Genomic DNA, 17,888 nt, shown 5'->3' on the forward strand with positions numbered 1-17,888 from the left:
TGACCAGCGAACTTGATCGTCTTCATGCCGCCACCAATTTCCGCAGGTTCGATTCGACCCGACTCCCGGGTTCTCTCCGTCGGGTTCTCGGGAGCTCGGCTGCCGGGCGCGGAAGTGCCGGGGCGATCGAGGTGTGACGATGTCCGGTGGGTGTGGTGACCGACACCGCGTGCCGCTGCGTCTCCGATTCTTCTGTCGCCGAACGCCACCCGGGCGCCTGCTTGGTGTAGTTGCAGTCCTCGCATAAACCTTGGCCGTTGTGGCTGTTGGTGGGTCCGTCCTTGCTGTGCGGGACGACATGGTCGATATGTCGGACCGGGGCGTCGCAGTAGGGGGTGCGGCAGATCTGATCCCGCAGACGGATCAGCAGCGCCAGTGCCTTCGGAAAAACCCGGGCCACCGACTCCATGGCAACCAGGGCGCCGGTGGGCTGTTTGGCGAACAGTCGGCGGATGGTGAGCTTTGCGTCGCGGTCGGCGGTCGCGGTGACCAATTGGCGAGCGATGCCTGCCGGAATGGGGCCGTAGCCGTCGACCAGAGCGGCTTCGTCGCTCGCGCCCAACAATGTGGCATCCGAGACGACCAGGTTGACCGTGATCGGTGGACCGTCGGCGGCGGCGCTGCCGGTGACCCGTTCGAACAAGACGTCGGCCATGATCTGATCTCGGGAGCGTCCGTCGCCGTCGCCGTGGTGCAGGTCTGCCGCTCTGCGCAGGGCCGCGATCACGCCGACGCCTTGGGCGACCGGCAGGAGGGCACTCACTGTTGCCATCGAATCGGGTGCGGGACGAGAGGTGACCCGGCGGTCTTTGGCCGCCTTGGCCGCCCGCGCGACCACCGCATGTGGGTCTCGTTGATAGGCAAGTGCTTTGGCGCGAACCGTGAGCGCTTTGTCGCCGAGGCCGTGCAGTGCGTCCGGGTCGGCGCACAGTGCGGCATCGATCGCGATCCGGTCGGCGACATCGAGGTACGCCGTTTCGCGAACCAGGATGGTGGCACGCCACTCGGACAGGTGGCCGGCCTCGAGTGCGGCCATCGTGTGCGGCATCTCATCGACAACGGCTCGGGCGAAGCCCAGGTAGCGCCCTCCTCGATGAGGTGACACCCGTCGGGCCAGTGCGACCTCTGATGCGAGCCCGACGCCAACCTTCTTCTCCGGCAGTCCTTGTTCTCGATGTTGCTGTCTGCGCTTGGCGTCGAGGTTCATGGTGGCCTTCGCCTGGGCTGCGGCGCAGGCGGCCTTGAGGTCTTCGAGCGCGGTGATCTGATCTACCGACTCGGTGGCGGAAAGATCAAAATCCATACGTTGCAGAGTGTCTCGAAAATCTTTGATGTCTCTTTCAAGCACGTGGTCCCCCCGGAGCAACTTGATCGAATCTATGTTCGAATCATACTCGGCCGGTGCGACGTTGGCTAGAGCGGCGATGCCATGGATGCCGGTCGACGCCCGGCGGACGCGATATATGCATTCGCGAGCCGAATGAGCGGCGTTCGGTCGGGGTGCCTGAAGGCTGAAGGTTTTGCGGCCTCGAGGTCTGCGGCGAGATCGCGCAGGCCGATTTCGGCTATCGAGGCGAGAGGGATGCGATGCGTTGGAAACCATCGTCGGGGCGCAGCCTTGGGGTAGACACTGTCTATGTCGCTTACGAGTGCGTTCGTCTACCGGATTTGTCGCCATGTGCTGATCGGTCCGGCGCTGTACGTCATCGGCCGGCCGAAAATCGTTGGCCGGCAGAATATTCGGCCGACGGGTCCGGTGATACTGGCGGCCAATCACCTTGCGGTGATGGATTCGTTCTACTTGACACTCGCGGCGCGGAGACAGGTCTACTTTCTGGCCAAATCGGAATACTTCACGCGAGTCGGCGTCGTTGGTCGCCTACAGAGGTGGTTTTTCAGCGCAATGGGACAGATTCCGGTGGACCGGGCGGGCGGGGAGTCGGCTTCGGCGGCGATCACGGCGGCGACTGCCATCGTGCGGGGCGGGGGCGTGTGGGGAATACATCCAGAGGGGACTCGTTCGCCAGATGGGCGGCTGTATCGCGGTCGAACCGGAGTCATGCGGGTTGCGATGCGCACGGGTGTCCCGGTGATCCCCGTGGCAATCATCGGGACGCGCAGGGTGCCCGGCGTGAAGTGGTGGCGTCGTGGTCGTGTGGTCATCGAGATATTGCCCCCGCTCGATCTCTCGCCTTACGTGGCGGCAAACGACTATCGAGGGGCGACCGATGCGTTGATGCGAGTCCTTCTCGCGCACAGCGGACAAGAGTATGTGGACGAGTATGCAAAATCTTGGATCGAGAGACCGCCGCGACGTGATATCGCATGACCCGGTGGGTCTGGGGTCGGTCAGTTGGATGCGTGATTGTGCTCGATGACGCGGATCTGGCCGGTCCTTTCACACGTGGCGTAGCCGTGTCGTTTGGCAAAGAGTTCCCACGATGTCTGTTCGGGATCGCTGGGTAGGTCGATGGCGCTGCCATCTCCGAACTCGATGTGCAGGTCACCGTCGTCGTTGCACACGGCAACGTCGGTTCGGCTACCCAGCATCGTGAAGAGAGGTCTTTGTTCGTCGATCACGTTTGCCGGGTTGATGCTGTCGTGCTCGACGCCGAGGCCGCCCACGGGGGGAGACGTCAGCGAGAACGGGGTCCACAGCACCAGTTCGCAATGGTTGTTGAAGAAGAACGTCAGATTGTCGTCGAACGTGACTCGTTCGACGACGTGACCTTGAATCCACAGTTGCATTGAGGCCTCCGTGTGTCGGACGTCACATCCGACGGTAACATCCCCGCTCCAGGCCGCTCAGCCGCATCGATCAGGAATCGAGAAGCGTGGGCGCCGGCACCGCCGATAGCGTCGCCGGTAGGACGTCGATCAAGCGATGTCCCCGGTAGATCTGGGAGGTCGAGAACTGTGAAGACGATGACATGCAAGCAGCTGGGTGGGCCGTGCGACGTCGAACTCCGCGGCGACAAAGCCGACGACGTGATCCATGCGCAAGACCGCCACCTGAGGGAAATGGTGGAGAACGGTGACCTGACGCACGACGAGGCGCTGAAAGAGATGAAGGGCCGGTGGAAGCGGCCGGTATCGGGCCTGGGTTGGTACCGCAGCACGAAGAAGGCGTTTGCGGCGCTTCCCGAGGACTGACCACCTGCCCCGGTTGGGCAGGCGTCCTGTCTTCGCGAAAAGTGGTGCCCCCGGCAGGACTCGAACCTGCGACCTAGAGATTAGAAGGCTCTTGCTCTATCCACCTGAGCTACGGAGGCATGCCGACGACCGGCGCAGGTGAGTATATCGGCACGGGTGAACCCGGGCCGACGCGAGTCACACTCGACCGGTGCCTACCCTGAAGGGGTGAGTACACCCAGCCCTGATTCGATCGACATCCGTCGCAGCGCGGCGGCAAGCATTGGCTGGGTGCTGGCCTGGGTGGCAGCAGCGGTTGCCGTGGCGGTCACCGCGATCTCCGCGGGCGACGCACTCGATCTCGCCGGTGTCGGAGATCCGGGGGTGCTGACGAGGTATGGGCTGCCCACCGTTCAGACGATCGGTGAGATCGGCGCCGTGGTCGCTGTCGGCGGAGCATTGTTCGCGGCCTTCTTCGTGCCGCCGCAGTCCGACGGCATCCTCGACGTCGGCGGTTATCGGGCGATCAAGTTCGCATCGGTCGGTGCTCTGATCTGGGCTGTCGCGGCGCTGCTGATGATCCCACTGACCATTTCCGACACGTCGGGATACCCGCTCTCGGAGACCCTGAGTCCCGACCGGATCATTTCGGCGTTCGATCAGGTCGCAGACGCCCGGTCCTGGCTGTGGACCGCGATCTTCGCGTTGATCTGCGCGATCGTGGCGCGCATCGCCCTGCGATGGACGTGGACCCTGATCGTGTTGCCCCTGTCGATCCTGACGTTGATGCCGACTGCACTGGCGGGGCACTCGTCGACCGGTGGCAGCCACGATGTGGCGACGAACAGCCTGATCCTGCACATCGTGGGCGCATGCCTGTGGATGGGTGGACTCTTCGCAGTCCTGATCTACGCCCGCGGCGGCGGGCGGTACACACCGCTCGCGATCACCCGCTACTCCCGCGTTGCGTTCTGGACGTTCGTCGTCGTCGGGGCCAGTGGTGTCATCAATGCGCTGGTCCGGGTGAAGATCGACCAGCTGTTCACCGAGACCTATGGCCAATTGGTCCTGGCCAAGGTCGCGGCATTGGTGGTTCTGGGCGGGTTCGGTGCGTGGCACCGGAAGGTCGCCATCCCGGCCATCGAGAAGGATGACAACCGGCGTCCACTGATCCGCTTTGCCGTGGTCGAGTTGCTTGTCTTCGCGGCAACGTTCGGTATCGCCGTGGGGCTGTCCCGGACGCCCCCTCCGGTCAACGTCAACCCGTCGGACATGCCTGCGGCCGAATTGCTCCTGGGCTACCGGATCGACCACGAACCGACTTTCGCACGCGTCTTCCTCGACTGGCGCTTCGACCTGTTGTTCGGGACGTTGGCGATCGTCATGGCGGTCGTCTACCTGCGTGGCGTGATCCGTCTGCGCCGCCGTGGTGATGCCTGGCCGGTCGGTCGGACGATCGCCTGGATCCTGGGCTGCGCGGCGCTGTTGTTCGCCACCTCGTCCGGACTCGGTAAATACGCACCGGCGATGTTCAGCCTGCACATGATCGCGCACATGACGCTCTCGATGCTGGCGCCGGTGCTGCTGGTGCTCGGCGGCCCGGTGACGCTCGCCCTGCGGGCCCTGAGCCCGGCCGGCAAGAAGGCACCGCCCGGACCCCGCGAGTGGATCCTGATCATCCTGCACAGTCCGTACTCGCGGTTCATCACGCATCCGCTGGTGGCGTCGGTGCTCTTTGTCGGCAGCTACTACGTTCTGTACCTGGGTGGACTCTTCGAGTCACTCGTCGACTATCACGCCGCGCACGTGGCGATGAACTTCCACTTCATCGTCAGCGGATACCTCTTCTACTGGGTGGTCATCGGGATCGATCCGGCACCGCGGACGTTGTCGCCGGTTGCCAAGCTCGCAATGGTCTTCGGCTCGTTGCCTTTCCATGCGTTCTTCGGCGTGGCGCTGATGAGCACCGACAATGTGATTGCACGCAGCTTCTACCAGAGTCTGATGTTGCCGTGGAACCCCGACCTGATGAGCGATCAGCGGCTCGGCGGCGGTATCGCCTGGGCGGCCGGAGAGATTCCGCTCGTGCTGGTGATGTTGGCCCTGTTGGTGCAATGGAGTCGCCAGGACCTTCGGCAGGCCCGCCAATTCGACCGGCGTGCCGATCGCGACGAGGATGCCGAGTTGGCAAGCTACAACGCGATGTTGAAGCAGATGTCCAGCGCCGACGAACCTGCGCCGGTGGCCGCGGCAGGTCAGGTCGGGGACACGTCGGCGTCTGAGGACTCCGGCGACCAGGACGCGCATGAACCCACCCCGGGGTCCCGTTCCTGACGTCCCGGCCGGGCTGGTGCGCAGATCTGTCGGGTGTCCGAGTCCCGTCGCCGAGATCGGGCGTACGGACAAATTGCGGATAATTCGCTTATGCGGCAGTAAATCTCAGTGGTGACCGAAGCACTCCGAGGAGGAGTCAAAAGGCCATCGCCGTGGTTCTGTCCTTCCTTGTGGTGTTGTCGTGAAAAGACGATTTGCTGATTTTGAAAACTGTGACGTGAAACCGGGCTCAAGATCTGGTCGCATGTTCAGGCCCCATCGTTTCCGCAAAATCCGGCGGTCGGGAATGCGAAGTCTTTTCTGACACAACCGGATTGACCAAGCGGAACTGTGTGCCGATTCGAGTGCCGCGGTCGTGATATGCGGGCCTGACTTGTGTTCATCATCGGTGGTACCTTCGGCAGGCCTAAGCGTAAGTGGCAGCCCCCGGTGATTCCGCAACCAGGCGGAAGGCAAAGGATTTCCTTGTTACCTGGCCGGCATTGTCGACGGTGACAAGGTGGGCGGATGGGCAAGTGGCGGTGGAGATTTGGGCAGCGATGTATATCGCGGCAACGAATGGCGGAGTTCCCGTTCGCTGACCGGCCATCGCAAAAAGAGGTGAGCACAATGCGGCCGAGGCCTAGCAGGGGACTCAGCTGGGGTCTAGTATCCAATATGTGTGATCCTCACAGTCGAGTCCCCAATTGGTATTTGACGTCGCGCAACGCCTTTCGCACATAGGCGGATTCGCGCGGTGATGACAGGGCTCCTAGTGCAGCTGAGTAGGACCACGGTGTCAGGCATGGATGAGTCCTGACCTATGCGGGGAAAAGCCCCGTCCGATAACTCGGGCTTCGGAAGCTGGCCGCGAGTGAGTAAGCGTGTCGGGGATGCCCACCGACATGCGCATCATCACCATCGGAGACTCTGAACGAATCGTAGGTGAACCTCAGATGAGGCGATTGATTGCTGCTGTAACAGGAACTTTGTTGGCGACTCTGGTATTTCAAGTCGTCCAAGAGCCTGTGGCAAACGCCCAGGTGTGTCCGGCCTCGCAAAACTTTGTGGTCGGCGGGACCGGGGACCCGAACGGCGTGGGCGTGCCCAATGTTCCTGCTGGGCCACGTACCAATATCGTGTATCCCGCAAGTATTTCGCCGGTCGGCGGTTATGTGTCGGGTGACGAGTCCGTTCGGCTCGGCACCGAGGGTTTGACCAATGCTCTCAACGAATTTCGTGCCAGATGTCCGGGCTCGGGTGTCAGCATCATCGGATATTCACTCGGGGCGATAGTCGTGTCGGACGTATGCGACAGATTGGGGGGCCCGAACACGACCTGTATCACCGAAGGCAATCCCAAACGTTTGCCAGGGGCTGACGGCGCCGGAATCTTCGGTGTCTTACCCACTTTCATACCAGGCTTTCATTTCACGGGTTGGCGGGCGGCGCCGGCAGGTGGCCCCGCGATAGTCGAGATCTGCAACCTTCGCGACCTCTACTGCGATGCGGTCAATCCGTTGAAGGATCCGTTGACCTTCGTCGAACGCGCGATCGGGACGTATTGTCAAGCGCAGCATGCATATCCGGCCCCCTGTGCGGAGCCGGTCTACCCCTCGTATCCGGTGCCTTTCGATGTTCCGAATCCACGTGACCTCGAGCCGGCCACGGGCCAGTTGGTGCCCAGCGCACCAATACGACCGTTGGATGCACCCTATGTACCGACTAGATTCGGCGACTTCCTTCCTCCGGTGGTGGCGGCGTCATTACCGGCTGTATTGACCGACTATGTCCCGCCCCCGGTACCCGACTGGGCGGTGGCGGCATGGAGTGACATCGTGGCTGCGATCCTCAATGCACTACCGGCAGCGGCAGATGTGCCCGCTGCGGTGCCAGAGATCGTGCCTGCGGTGGCCACCGATGTGCCCACCGCAGTGACTGATGTGTCGGTGGCCGAGGATGGTCCGCCCGTGGAACCAGTGGTGGTAGAAGACATCCCGACTGCAGCGCCTGCCGTGGCTGCGGTGGCCGATGATGTTCCGGTGGTGGAGACCGACGACGTCTCTGCCGGTGCGCCCGCGGTGCCGACTGATGTTCCGCCCGTGGTGAACGATGTGGTGAACGATGTATCGGCGCCCACGGTCGCCGACCTCGTCCCGCCTGCCGTCGGTGATCTGTTACCGCCTCCGGTTGCCGATTTTGTTCCACCTGCGCTCGCTGATGTCTTGCCGTCCATTCCGGGTCTGCCATGACCGAAAGTCACGCTCCGGTTCGGTCTACGCGTGAGATCTGTATGGGGTTGAAAGGCGGCTGTCATGCCCAAGCCATATCCACTTGACTTCCGCCGTGAAGTCATCGAAGCGGCTCGTAAAGGCGAGGCCTCGGTGCGTCAGGTCGCGAGTCATTACGGCATCTCCGAAACGTGTTTGAAGCGGTGGCTCAGGATCGCCGACCGCGAGGACCACCTCAACGCGCTCAGACCGGACTCAGTTGCTGACGAGGCGGCTGCGTTGCGGGAAGCGCGCCGCAGGATCAGGGAACTCGAGCAGGAAGTGGAGGTGATGCGACAGGCGGTTGTGTACTTGTCGCAGGGCATCATCTCGAAGTGAAGTTCCTCCACGTGCAGAACTGTCGGGAACTCCTTGGGCGTGTTGTGACGTTGCTCTCAAGGATGATGAATCCACCCGGGCTGATGAGCGCCGTCGGCGACCGTGGTTGCGCGGTGGCGGGCGAACGCGACTTCGGCGATTGGATAGGGTTGTGGGGTGCAAAGGCGGCTCAGCTCCGTGTGCAGCGTGTCAAAATCGGACAACGCTTCATCTCGGGGAACTGACCCGGCTCAGCGGAGGGCAGAACACGGGCAATCCCTACGCCCATCACCCCTGAACAGCAGGTAGGAAGGCCATTAGATGCCAGAGTTCATCTACACAATGAAAAAGGTGCGAAAAGCACACGGCGACAAGGTGATTCTTGATGATGTCACCATGTCGTTCTACCCCGGCGCGAAGATCGGTGTGGTCGGTCCCAACGGTGCCGGTAAGTCGTCGATCCTCAAGATCATGGCCGGCATCGATCAGCCGTCCAACGGCGAAGCATTCCTCGATCCCGACGCGAGCGTCGGCATCCTCATGCAGGAACCCAAGCTCAACGAAGAAAAGACTGTTCGACAGAACGTCGAAGAGGGCATGGGTCTGATCAAGGAACAGCTCGACCGGTTCAACGAGATCGCCGAACTGATGGCAACGGACTACTCGGACGAGCTCATGGAAGAGATGGGCAAGCTGCAGGAAGCCCTCGACCACGGCGACGCCTGGGACCTGGACTCACAGCTCGAACAGGCGATGGACGCCCTGCGCTGCCCGCCGGCGGACGAGCCCGTCACCCACCTCTCCGGTGGTGAGCGTCGTCGCGTGGCACTGTGCAAGCTGCTCCTGCAGAAGCCCGACCTGTTGCTGCTCGATGAGCCCACCAACCACCTCGACGCCGAGAGTGTCCTGTGGCTCGAGCAGTACCTCGCGTCCTACCCGGGCGCAGTGCTGGCCGTGACCCACGACCGGTACTTCCTCGATCACGTCGCGCAGTGGATCTGTGAGGTCGACCGCGGAAAGCTCCACCCGTACGAGGGCAACTACTCGACGTACCTCGAGAAGAAGGCCGCCCGTCTCGAGGTCCAGGGCAAGAAGGACCAGAAGCTGCAGAAGCGCCTCAAGGAAGAACTGGCGTGGGTGCGGTCCGGATCCAAAGCCCGCCAGACCAAGAACAAGGCCCGTCTCGGCCGGTACGAAGAGATGGCAGCCGAAGCCGAGAAGATGCGCAAGCTCGACTTCGAGGAGATCCAGATCCCGACGCCTCCGCGACTCGGCGATGTGGTCGTCAACGTCAGCCACCTCGACAAGGGTTTCGACGGTCGCGTGCTGATCAAGGACCTGTCGTTCACGCTCCCGCGTAACGGCATCGTCGGAGTCATCGGCCCCAACGGTGTCGGTAAGACGACACTGTTCAAGACCATCGTCGGACTCGAAGAACCCGACTCGGGCGAGGTCAAGGTCGGCGACACGGTCAAGCTCAGCTACGTCGACCAGAACCGCTCGAACATCGATCCGAAGAAGAACGTCTGGGAGGTCGTCTCCGACGGCCAGGACTTCATCACGGTCGGCCAGAACGAGATGCCCTCACGCGCTTACGTCAGCGCATTCGGGTTCAAGGGACCGGACCAGCAGAAGCGGGCCGAGGTTCTCTCCGGTGGTGAACGCAACCGCCTGAACCTGGCGCTGACCCTCAAAGAGGGCGGCAACCTGATCCTGCTCGACGAGCCGACCAACGACCTGGACGTGGAAACGTTGAGTTCGCTCGAGAACGCGCTCGAGTTGTTCCCGGGCTGTGCTGTGGTCATCTCGCACGACCGGTGGTTCCTCGACCGCACCTGTACCCACATCCTGGCGTGGGAAGGCAACGTCGAAGAGGGCAAATGGTTCTGGTTCGAGGGCAACTTCGAAGCGTATGAGGCCAACAAGATCGAACGTCTCGGCGCCGAGGCCGCCCGTCCGCATTCGGTGACACATCGCAAGCTGACCCGCGATTAGCAATTCGCCGACCGTCGGCGGTCACTACATTTGAAGGCAGCCCCTCGGAGATCCCGGGGGAGACCGATCAACTGGAGTGTGACGGTGATGGTCGGATCAACGCAGTCTGATTTCGCGGATACCCCGTCGGAGGACCTGCCAGAGTCTGTGAAAGCCCTGCTGGGACAAGCAATCAGTGGGTACTTCCACGGGCCGGGGACCCGTCGGCAGACGTCGTGGGAAGAGCTGGGATCGGCGAAGCGATCCCAGCTCTTCCGGCATCTGGGTCTGGGCCACGTCAGGGCACCGGGCACGGCGGTCATCGACATCGACCACGACGGCGGGTCGGTGTTGATCGCAATGGTCGCCGACGACATGCCGTTGCTCGTCGAGTCCGTGGTGGCCGGCATCGAGGCGGCCGATCTGATGGTCGTCCGCATCGATCACCCGATTCTGTCCGTGGTCCGTGACGCCGACGGCGTCCTACTGGAAGTGCACGGTCCCGATGTCTCCGGCGGCACCACCGCGCGTGTCCGGATCACCGAGTCCTGGATCTACGTGGAGGCGACCCCGACCACGTCGACGATCGATCTCGAACGAGTCCGGGAAGAACTCGACACCGTCGTCGGACGGATCCGCGACGTCAATCAGGATCGAGCCGCCATGATCGGGCTGATCGCCGGTCTTGCCGACCTGTTCGGCGCTTATCCGACGGCCGACGTGCCGGACGGTCTGGACCGGGCGACGGCATCGGATCATGCGCAGATGCTCGGTTGGCTCGCCGAGCAACATTTTTCGCCCTATGGCTACGTGCACTGCACCGGCACCGCGGGCAATCGGACCGCAGGACCGCAGACCGGTCTGGGGATCTGGCGGGGTGACACCGCTGCGCACCGAACCGATCCCGGAGCCGGCCCGGTGACCGTGCGGCAGCTCTATCTGCCGACCAGGATCCAACGGTCGAACTTTCCCACCTTGATCACGATCGCCGACTACGACACCGACGGGACCCGTAAGGGCGATCACGTCTTCGTCGGGAGCTTCACCTCGACGGCATTGCACGAGAACATCCTGGCGATCCCGGTGATCGACACCAAGGCCGGCGACGTCCTGGCCAAGGCAAAGTTCGATCCCAGTTCGTTCAACGGCATGGCAATGCTCGAGTTGATGCAGACCCTGCCTCGAACCGAACTCTTCTCCATGTCCGCCGACGAACTGGCGCGGACCCTGTCGGCGGTCCTCGAGGCCGTCCCCAATCGGCAGATCCGGGTGTTCTTGCGTCCGGAACCGGCCGGCGAGATCGTCTCGGCGCTGGTCTATCTGCCGCGCGACCGCTACACGACCCGGCTGCGCAAGACCCTGCAGCAACTGCTGCTCGACGAACTCGGCGGTGGACAGCTCGAATACACCGCCCGGGTCAGCGAATCGGCGCTGGCGCAGCTGCATGTGGTGATGCGGGTCCCGGCCCGCGACTGTCGTGCACTGGGCAGCCTCGCGGTGGGTACGCCGGGGCAGATCGCGTTGCAGGACAAGCTGGTCGAGGCGGCGCGTGGTTGGGACGAATTGCTCCGCGAGGTGGCGGTGGGCGATGCCGGGGACCTCGATGAGATCGCGTTCTACGCGGCGACGCTGCCCGACAGCTACAAGGACGTGCGCAGCCCGGCGGAGGCATACGTCGACATCGCGATCGTCGAATCCCTGGACGACGGCGATTTCTACGTGCGTCTGTACCGGCCGTCCGATGACGCGGCGCGCAGCGGTCAGGACTGGCGCTTCGCGTTCTATCTGTGCGGGCGCGCGGCGACTCTGACGGAGATCTTGCCGGTCTTGCACAGCCTGGGCGTCAACGTCCTCGACGAACGTCCACTCGCGATCGAGCGCCAGGACGGCCGACGGTGTTTCGTCTACGAGTTCGGACTCTCACTGGCCGACGGGATGACCGTCGACGAGCAGAATGTAGCCGACGTCGAACATCGTTTCACCGAGGCGTTCTCGCAGATCTGGCGCGGCGACGCAGCGGTCGACAACTTCAACGAACTGATCTTCCGATGTGGTCTGACCTGGCGCGAGGTGGCAATGCTGCGCGCCTACGCCGGCTATCTGCGCCAATGTGGAAGTTCTTACAGCGCAACACATGTGGCGGCGGTACTCGGCAACAACACGATGGTCACCAAGTCGCTGGTCGAACTCTTCCGGGCCTCGTTCGACCCACGGGTCGCCGACGAGGACCGCCGCAACGAGGTGCTCGAACGGTTGTCGGCGGCGATCGGCGACATCATCAGCATGGATGTCGACCGGATCGTCAACGCATATGCCTCCGCACTGTCGGCAACGGTCCGCACCAACTACTTCGGCACCGATCGTGACGGGCAGCAGCACCACACCCTCAGTTTCAAGCTCCGGCCCCGCGAGATCCCCCAGACCCCGTTGCCGCGGCCGTTGTTCGAGATCTACGTCTACTCGCCACGTGTCGAAGGCGTACATCTGAGATTCGGGTCGGTGGCACGTGGTGGCCTGCGCTGGTCCGATCGGCAGGAGGACTTCCGCACCGAGGTCCTGGGATTGGTCAAGGCCCAGGCGGTCAAGAACGCGGTGATCGTGCCGGTCGGTTCCAAGGGTGGATTCGTGGTCCGGCGCCCACCGCTGCCGACCGGTGACGTGGCGGCCGACCGCGATGCGATCCGGGCCGAAGGCATCGAATGCTATCGCCGGTTCATCTCCGGACTGCTCGATGTCACCGACAACATCGACGCGAAGTCAGGCGACGTCGTCGGGCCCCCGGAAGTGGTCCGCCGCGACGGAGAGGACCCTTACCTGGTCGTGGCCGCCGACAAGGGGACTGCCTCGTTCTCTGATATCGCCAATGATGTTGCCGCACAATATGGCTTCTGGCTCGGTGACGCATTCGCCTCAGGTGGTTCGGCCGGATACGACCACAAGGCCATGGGTATCACCGCCCGAGGTGCCTGGGAATCGGTGAAGCGGCACTTCCGGGAAATGGGTGCCGACACCCAGACCGAGGACTTCACGGTTGTCGGGATCGGGGATATGAGCGGCGATGTGTTCGGCAACGGAATGCTGTTGTCCCAGCACATCGGCCTGGTGGCCGCATTCGACCATCGGCACGTGTTCATCGACCCCGACCCGGACCCGGCCGCGTCCTTCGCCGAACGCCGGCGTCTGTACGACCTGCCCCGGTCGTCGTGGGCGGATTACCGCACCGACCTGATCAGCGAGGGCGGCGGTGTGTGGCCCCGGGATCAGAAGGCGATACCGATCAGCCCCCAGATCGCCGACGCGCTGGGACTGGCCGACGACATCACGACGCTGTCTCCGCCCGAACTCATCCGCGCCATCCTGCTCGCACCGGTCGACCTGTTGTGGAACGGCGGGATCGGGACCTATGTGAAGGCCAGTACCCAGTCCCATGAGCAGGTGGGGGACAAGGCCAACGATGCGATCCGGGTCAACGGGAATGAGTTGCGCGCCAAGGTCGTCGGTGAAGGTGGCAATCTCGGGCTGACAGAACTCGGCCGCATCGAGTTCGCGCTCGGCGGTGGTCGGGTGAACACCGACGCGATGGACAATTCTGCCGGTGTCGACTGTTCCGATCACGAGGTCAACATCAAGATCCTGCTCGATTCGCAGGTCTCGACGGGCAAATTGCCCGCTGTGCAACGAAATCCACTGCTGGAGTCGATGACGACCGAGGTCGGGGATCTGGTGCTGGCCGACAACGTCTCGCAGAACGCGGAGCTCGGTACCAGCCGGGCCGGTGCCGAAGAGTCGGCCGAGGTCTACACCCGACTGCTCAAGGAACTCTCGGGGCACGGTATCGACCTGCGGCTCGAGGCCCTGCCGCGTCCGGACGAATTGAGGAAACGTGGAAACACCACCGGCCGTCGGGGTTTGACCTCGCCCGAACTGGCCACCGTGATGGCACACGTCAAGCTGTTACTGAAGGCGGACATGCTCGCGGGTGAACTTCCGGACAACGATGTGTTCTCCTCGCGCCTGAGCGCCTACTTCCCGGCCGCGTTGCGGGAACGTTTCGCCGAGGGGATCGCCACTCACCAGCTACGACGTGAGATCGTCACCACCACAGTGGTCAACGATCTGGTGGACAACGGTGGCATCACGCACGTCTTCCGTCTCTGCGAGGGCAGTGGCGGCGAGCCGGTCGACGTGGTGCGGTCCTACCAAGTGGTCACCGAGGTCTTCGGCCTGCACGCACTGTGGTGGGCGATCGCCGCGGCCCCGTGCCCGGTCCCGACCACCGACGCGATGATCGTCTACACCCGCCGACTGCTGTTCCGGGCGTCCCGGTGGATGATCGCCGGACGTCCACAGCCGCTGGCGATGGCTGCCGAGGTCACCCGGTACGGCGAGCTGGTCGCTGAGCTGTCACCGCATCTGCCGGGGTGGCTGCGCAACGACTCGGCGCAGGTCGTGAACAGTCACGCCGCCCGACTGCACGAAGACGGCGTCCCGGAGGACGTCGCCGAAGCCGTCGCGCTGAGCCTTCATCGCTTCTGCCTCCTCGACATCATCGATGCCGCGGAGATCTCGGACCGCGACCCGATGGAGGTCGGTGACCTCTACTTCGCGCTGATGGACCATCTCGGGGTGGAGAAACTGCTCAGTGCGGTCTCGGATCTCGACCGCATCGACCGGTGGCACTCGTTGGCGCGGCTGGCATTGCGCGACGATCTGCACCAGGCGCTGCGATCGCTGTGTCTGGTGATCCTGGACTCCGGTGAACCCGACGAATCAGCGGACGAGAAGATATCCGAGTGGGAACTGCACAACACCTCGAGGCTGTCCAGGGTCCGCGCGACACTCGCAGACATCGCTGAGAGTGGAAACCTCGATCTGGCAACCCTTTCGGTTGCCGCTCGACAACTGAGGAGCATCATCCGCTGATGGCCGAATTGACACTGTCCGCCCGAGATCGGACCGATCTGGCGGCGTTTGCCGGTCGGGCCCTGCGCGCCGACGATGTCGCCGTGATCCGGATCAAGCGGCGACCCGATGGACTGCTCGGTGTCTGGGTGAACACCGGATTCGATGTTCTGGCCAGCCGCGTGGTCGCCGGATCGATGTCCGGCGACGACGTGGTGTGCGGTGCGTCCGAACTGCGAAGTGTCTTGCGGGCGAACAGAGATGACCCCGCGGCGAGCACCGTGGACACCGGGTTCGCGCTCGACAGCGCCTGGCGCGGTGCGCTGCCGTCCACCGATGGGTTCACGCACGTCGACGACATACCCGCACGAGTGCTGGTGCAACTGTCCAGGACCGGCGCCGAGGTGGCGCGCACACAGGGCAGCGGACACGGGTCGCCGACCTCGCTGCTCGACCAGCAGGTCCTCGATGTCTCGTCCGAGTCGTCGGATCAGGTCGTCGGGGTGTCGATGCGCTCGGTTTTCGCCTTGACCGCAATGGGTTTCGTGCGAGCGGCCGACAACCGCGACGTCACCGAGACCTCACCCATCGAGGACATCGACGACGCCGAGATGGTCCGGGTCCGGGCCACCACGGTATGGGCAAGGCTCGACGCCCGATTCGGATCGGTCTACCAGCGCCGAACTCTGCCCCTGGGGCTGTCGGTCAACTAGCCGGTGCCCGGCGCTTCAGACGAGCCACACCGCCGCATTGGGTGGCAGTTTGCCGTCGACCAGCGGTGCGCTGGAGAGCAGGACCTCACCGGGTGGCAACCCGATGGGTTCGTCCCCGGCGTTGAGGGCGCAGACCAGCCTGCCGAGTGACCGGCGGAACGCCAGACATCCGGACGGGGCGCCGTACCACTCGATGGCCTCGCCGGCGAACTCCGGACGTGTCTTGCGGAACTCGATCGCCTGCCGGTACAGCGACAGCGTGGAGCCCAGGTCTTCGAGCTGATTCTCGACCGTCAACGCAGCCCATTCCGCGGGGATCGGCAACCAGGTGTCCGGGTTGCTCGAGAAGGCGAACGGGGGAGCGGTGCCCTCCCAGGGCAACGGCACGCGGCAACCGTCGCGTCCGCGTTCGGTGTGTCCCGACCGCTCCCAGACCGGGTCCTGCAGCACGTCATCGGGCAGATCGACGTTGGGAAGGCCGAGTTCGGCGCCGTTGTAGATGAACACCGCGCCGGGCAGCGCGAGTTCGACCAGGATCATCGCCCGGGCGCGATCAATACCGGCCTGCGGTGAGTCCTCGGAGGCGTACCGGGTGACCTCGCGCTCGACGTCGTGGTTCGACAGCGTCCAGGTCGGGGTGCCCGAGACGAACGCGACGGCCTCGAGCGAATGCTCGATCGCCTCACGGACGGCCTCCGACTCGAAGGGGATCTTCGCAAGCCGGAAGTTGAAACCCAGGTGGAGTTCGTCGGGGCGCACGTATTCGGAGAACCGCTCGTTGTCCTGCACCCAGATCTCGCCGACCGTCATCGCATCGGGATAGTCGTCGAGGACCGCGCGGATCTGTCGATGGATGTCGTGGACGCCCGGATTGTTGAACCGGGGATCGTCGTCGGCGTTGCTGAGCAGGCCGACGCCCTCGAGGTCCATGTCCGGAAGCCCCTCGGGCTTGGCCATGCCGTGGGCGACATCGATCCGGAACCCGTCGACACCGCGGTCGAGCCAGAACCGCAGCGTCTTCTCGAGGTCGGCGAAGACCTCGGGATTGTCCCAGTTCAGATCGGGCTGTTCGGTGGCAAAGATGTGCAGGTACCACTGGCCGGGTTCGCCATCGGCCTCGGTGACCCGGGTCCAGGCCGGTCCGCCGAAGACGCTGCTCCAGTTGTTGGGCGGTTCGCTGCCGTCCTCGCCGCGTCCGTCGCGGAAGATGTAGCGCTCACGGGCCGCGCTACCGGGCTCGGCGGCAAGCGCCTCGACGAACCAGGGGTGCTGGTCGCTGGTGTGATTGGGGACGAGGTCCATCGTGACCTTGATGTCGCGTTCGTGGGCCTGCCGGATGAGCGCGTCGATCGCCTCGAGACCGCCGAACAGTTCGTCGATGTCGCGTGGGTCGGACACGTCGTACCCGTGGTCGGCCATCGGGGACTTCATCACCGGACTGAGCCAGATGGCATCCACGCCGACCAACTCCAGATAGCCGAGCTTGTCGATCACACCGGGGATGTCGCCGATGCCGTCACCGTTGTCGTCGGAGAAAGAACGGGGGTAGATCTGATAGAAGATCGCGTTCTGCCACCACCGGGGAAATCCGGAATCGGCCGGCGGGTGATCCTGCGTCGAAGCATTGCTTGCGGCCTCGGAAAGATCATTCGTCTCGTCACTCACGTGATTTATCTTGCCTCACGCCCCACCGAACGTCACGATCACATCGCCGTAGCAGGTCTCGCTGTCATATCGGCGAGTTCATCATGGAGTCTGCTGCCATCTCGACGTAGTCGATCAGAGCCTGTCGATGGGGCTCGTCCAGGCGCTGCGAGTCGATCGATGCGATCGCGATGTGCATGCATCGCAACCACGCTGCCTTCTCGATGGGCCCGATGCGGAAGGGGTTGTGCCGCATCCGCAATCTCGGGTGTCCGCGTTCGTCGGAATACGTTCGCGGTCCACCCCAATACTGCGCGAGGAACATGCGCATCCGTCGCTCGGCCGGACCGAGATCTTCTTCGGGGTAGAGCGGTCGCAGGATCTCGTCCTTGGCGACTTCCTCGTAGAAGCGGGCAACCAGGTCGACGAATGTCTGTTCGCCGCCCACCGCCTCGTAGAACGTCTGCGGAGAAGTAGTCACGGCACCCATTGTTCCACTCTGTGAGCACTCGGGTGCGGCCGCGCCCGTCGGTCGGTTTCGGGTCCGGACACCCAGAGTTCACACAATTGCCGCGAGCGAGGCGCATTTTGCCTCGCATTTGTTCGGCATCCGTGTTGAACT

12 protein-coding genes and 1 tRNA gene are annotated in these 17,888 nt (G+C 63.6%); 8 read left to right on the forward strand and 5 right to left on the reverse strand.

Features of this window, described 5'->3' with window-relative positions; genetic code table 11:
- Positions 1–22: 22 nt before the first annotated feature.
- Positions 23–1,303, reverse strand: coding sequence for an HNH endonuclease (locus tag AC51GT_RS04610; RefSeq protein WP_496328042.1), 1,281 nt, complete (start codon positions 1,301–1,303; stop codon positions 23–25).
- 333 nt (positions 1,304–1,636) lie between these two features.
- On the opposite strand from AC51GT_RS04610, the gene AC51GT_RS04615 reads away from it, so the two are divergent.
- Complete coding sequence (locus tag AC51GT_RS04615) at positions 1,637–2,329, forward strand: lysophospholipid acyltransferase family protein (RefSeq protein WP_496328043.1); 693 nt, start codon at positions 1,637–1,639, stop codon at positions 2,327–2,329.
- 20 nt (positions 2,330–2,349) lie between these two features.
- Here the strand turns inward: AC51GT_RS04615 and AC51GT_RS04620 are convergent, their stop codons facing one another.
- Positions 2,350–2,748: a DUF6188 family protein gene (locus AC51GT_RS04620; protein ID WP_496328044.1), complete on the reverse strand. Its 399-nt coding sequence runs from the start codon at positions 2,746–2,748 to the stop codon at positions 2,350–2,352.
- 177 nt (positions 2,749–2,925) lie between these two features.
- Here AC51GT_RS04620 and AC51GT_RS04625 point away from each other — a divergent pair, with 177 nt between their 5' ends.
- Complete coding sequence (locus AC51GT_RS04625) at positions 2,926–3,153, forward strand: hypothetical protein (RefSeq protein ID WP_496325408.1); 228 nt, start codon at positions 2,926–2,928, stop codon at positions 3,151–3,153.
- Between the two features lie 42 nt (positions 3,154–3,195).
- Here the strand turns inward: AC51GT_RS04625 and AC51GT_RS04630 are convergent.
- Positions 3,196–3,272, reverse strand: a tRNA-Arg gene (locus AC51GT_RS04630).
- Positions 3,273–3,360: 88 nt separating this feature from the next.
- On the opposite strand from AC51GT_RS04630, the gene AC51GT_RS04635 reads away from it, so the two are divergent.
- The 6 genes from AC51GT_RS04635 to AC51GT_RS04660 all read left to right on the forward strand — a co-directional run bounded on the left by AC51GT_RS04635 (position 3,361) and on the right by AC51GT_RS04660 (position 15,622).
- Complete coding sequence (locus tag AC51GT_RS04635; RefSeq protein WP_496328045.1) at positions 3,361–5,466, forward strand: bifunctional copper resistance protein CopD/cytochrome c oxidase assembly protein; 2,106 nt, start codon at positions 3,361–3,363, stop codon at positions 5,464–5,466.
- Between the two features lie 935 nt (positions 5,467–6,401).
- Positions 6,402–7,697, forward strand: a complete 1,296-nt coding sequence (locus AC51GT_RS04640; protein WP_496328046.1) for a cutinase family protein — start codon at positions 6,402–6,404, stop codon at positions 7,695–7,697.
- A 63-nt stretch (positions 7,698–7,760) separates the two neighbouring features.
- Positions 7,761–8,054, forward strand: coding sequence for a transposase (locus AC51GT_RS04645; RefSeq protein WP_496328047.1), 294 nt, complete (start codon positions 7,761–7,763; stop codon positions 8,052–8,054).
- A 300-nt stretch (positions 8,055–8,354) separates the two neighbouring features.
- On the forward strand, positions 8,355–10,028 hold the full coding sequence (ettA, locus tag AC51GT_RS04650) for an energy-dependent translational throttle protein EttA (RefSeq protein WP_496325405.1): 1,674 nt from the start codon (positions 8,355–8,357) through the stop codon (positions 10,026–10,028).
- A gap of 87 nt (positions 10,029–10,115) precedes the next feature.
- Positions 10,116–14,930 carry an NAD-glutamate dehydrogenase gene (locus tag AC51GT_RS04655; RefSeq protein WP_496328048.1) on the forward strand — a complete coding sequence of 1,605 codons (4,815 nt, stop codon included), beginning with the start codon at positions 10,116–10,118 and terminating at the stop codon, positions 14,928–14,930.
- A complete protein-coding gene (locus AC51GT_RS04660; RefSeq protein ID WP_496325403.1) occupies positions 14,930–15,622 on the forward strand; it encodes a DUF8185 domain-containing protein in 693 nt (230 codons plus the stop codon). Before AC51GT_RS04655 ends, AC51GT_RS04660 begins: the two co-directional genes overlap by 1 nt.
- Positions 15,623–15,637: 15 nt before the next feature.
- Here the strand turns inward: AC51GT_RS04660 and AC51GT_RS04665 are convergent, their stop codons facing one another.
- Positions 15,638–17,287, reverse strand: coding sequence for a glycoside hydrolase family 13 protein (locus AC51GT_RS04665; protein ID WP_496328049.1), 1,650 nt, complete (start codon positions 17,285–17,287; stop codon positions 15,638–15,640).
- A 64-nt stretch (positions 17,288–17,351) separates the two neighbouring features.
- A complete protein-coding gene (locus AC51GT_RS04670) occupies positions 17,352–17,756 on the reverse strand; it encodes a globin (protein WP_496325401.1) in 405 nt (134 codons plus the stop codon).
- Positions 17,757–17,888: the final 132 nt, after the last annotated feature.

The organism is Williamsia sp. z34 (assembly GCF_059553395.1).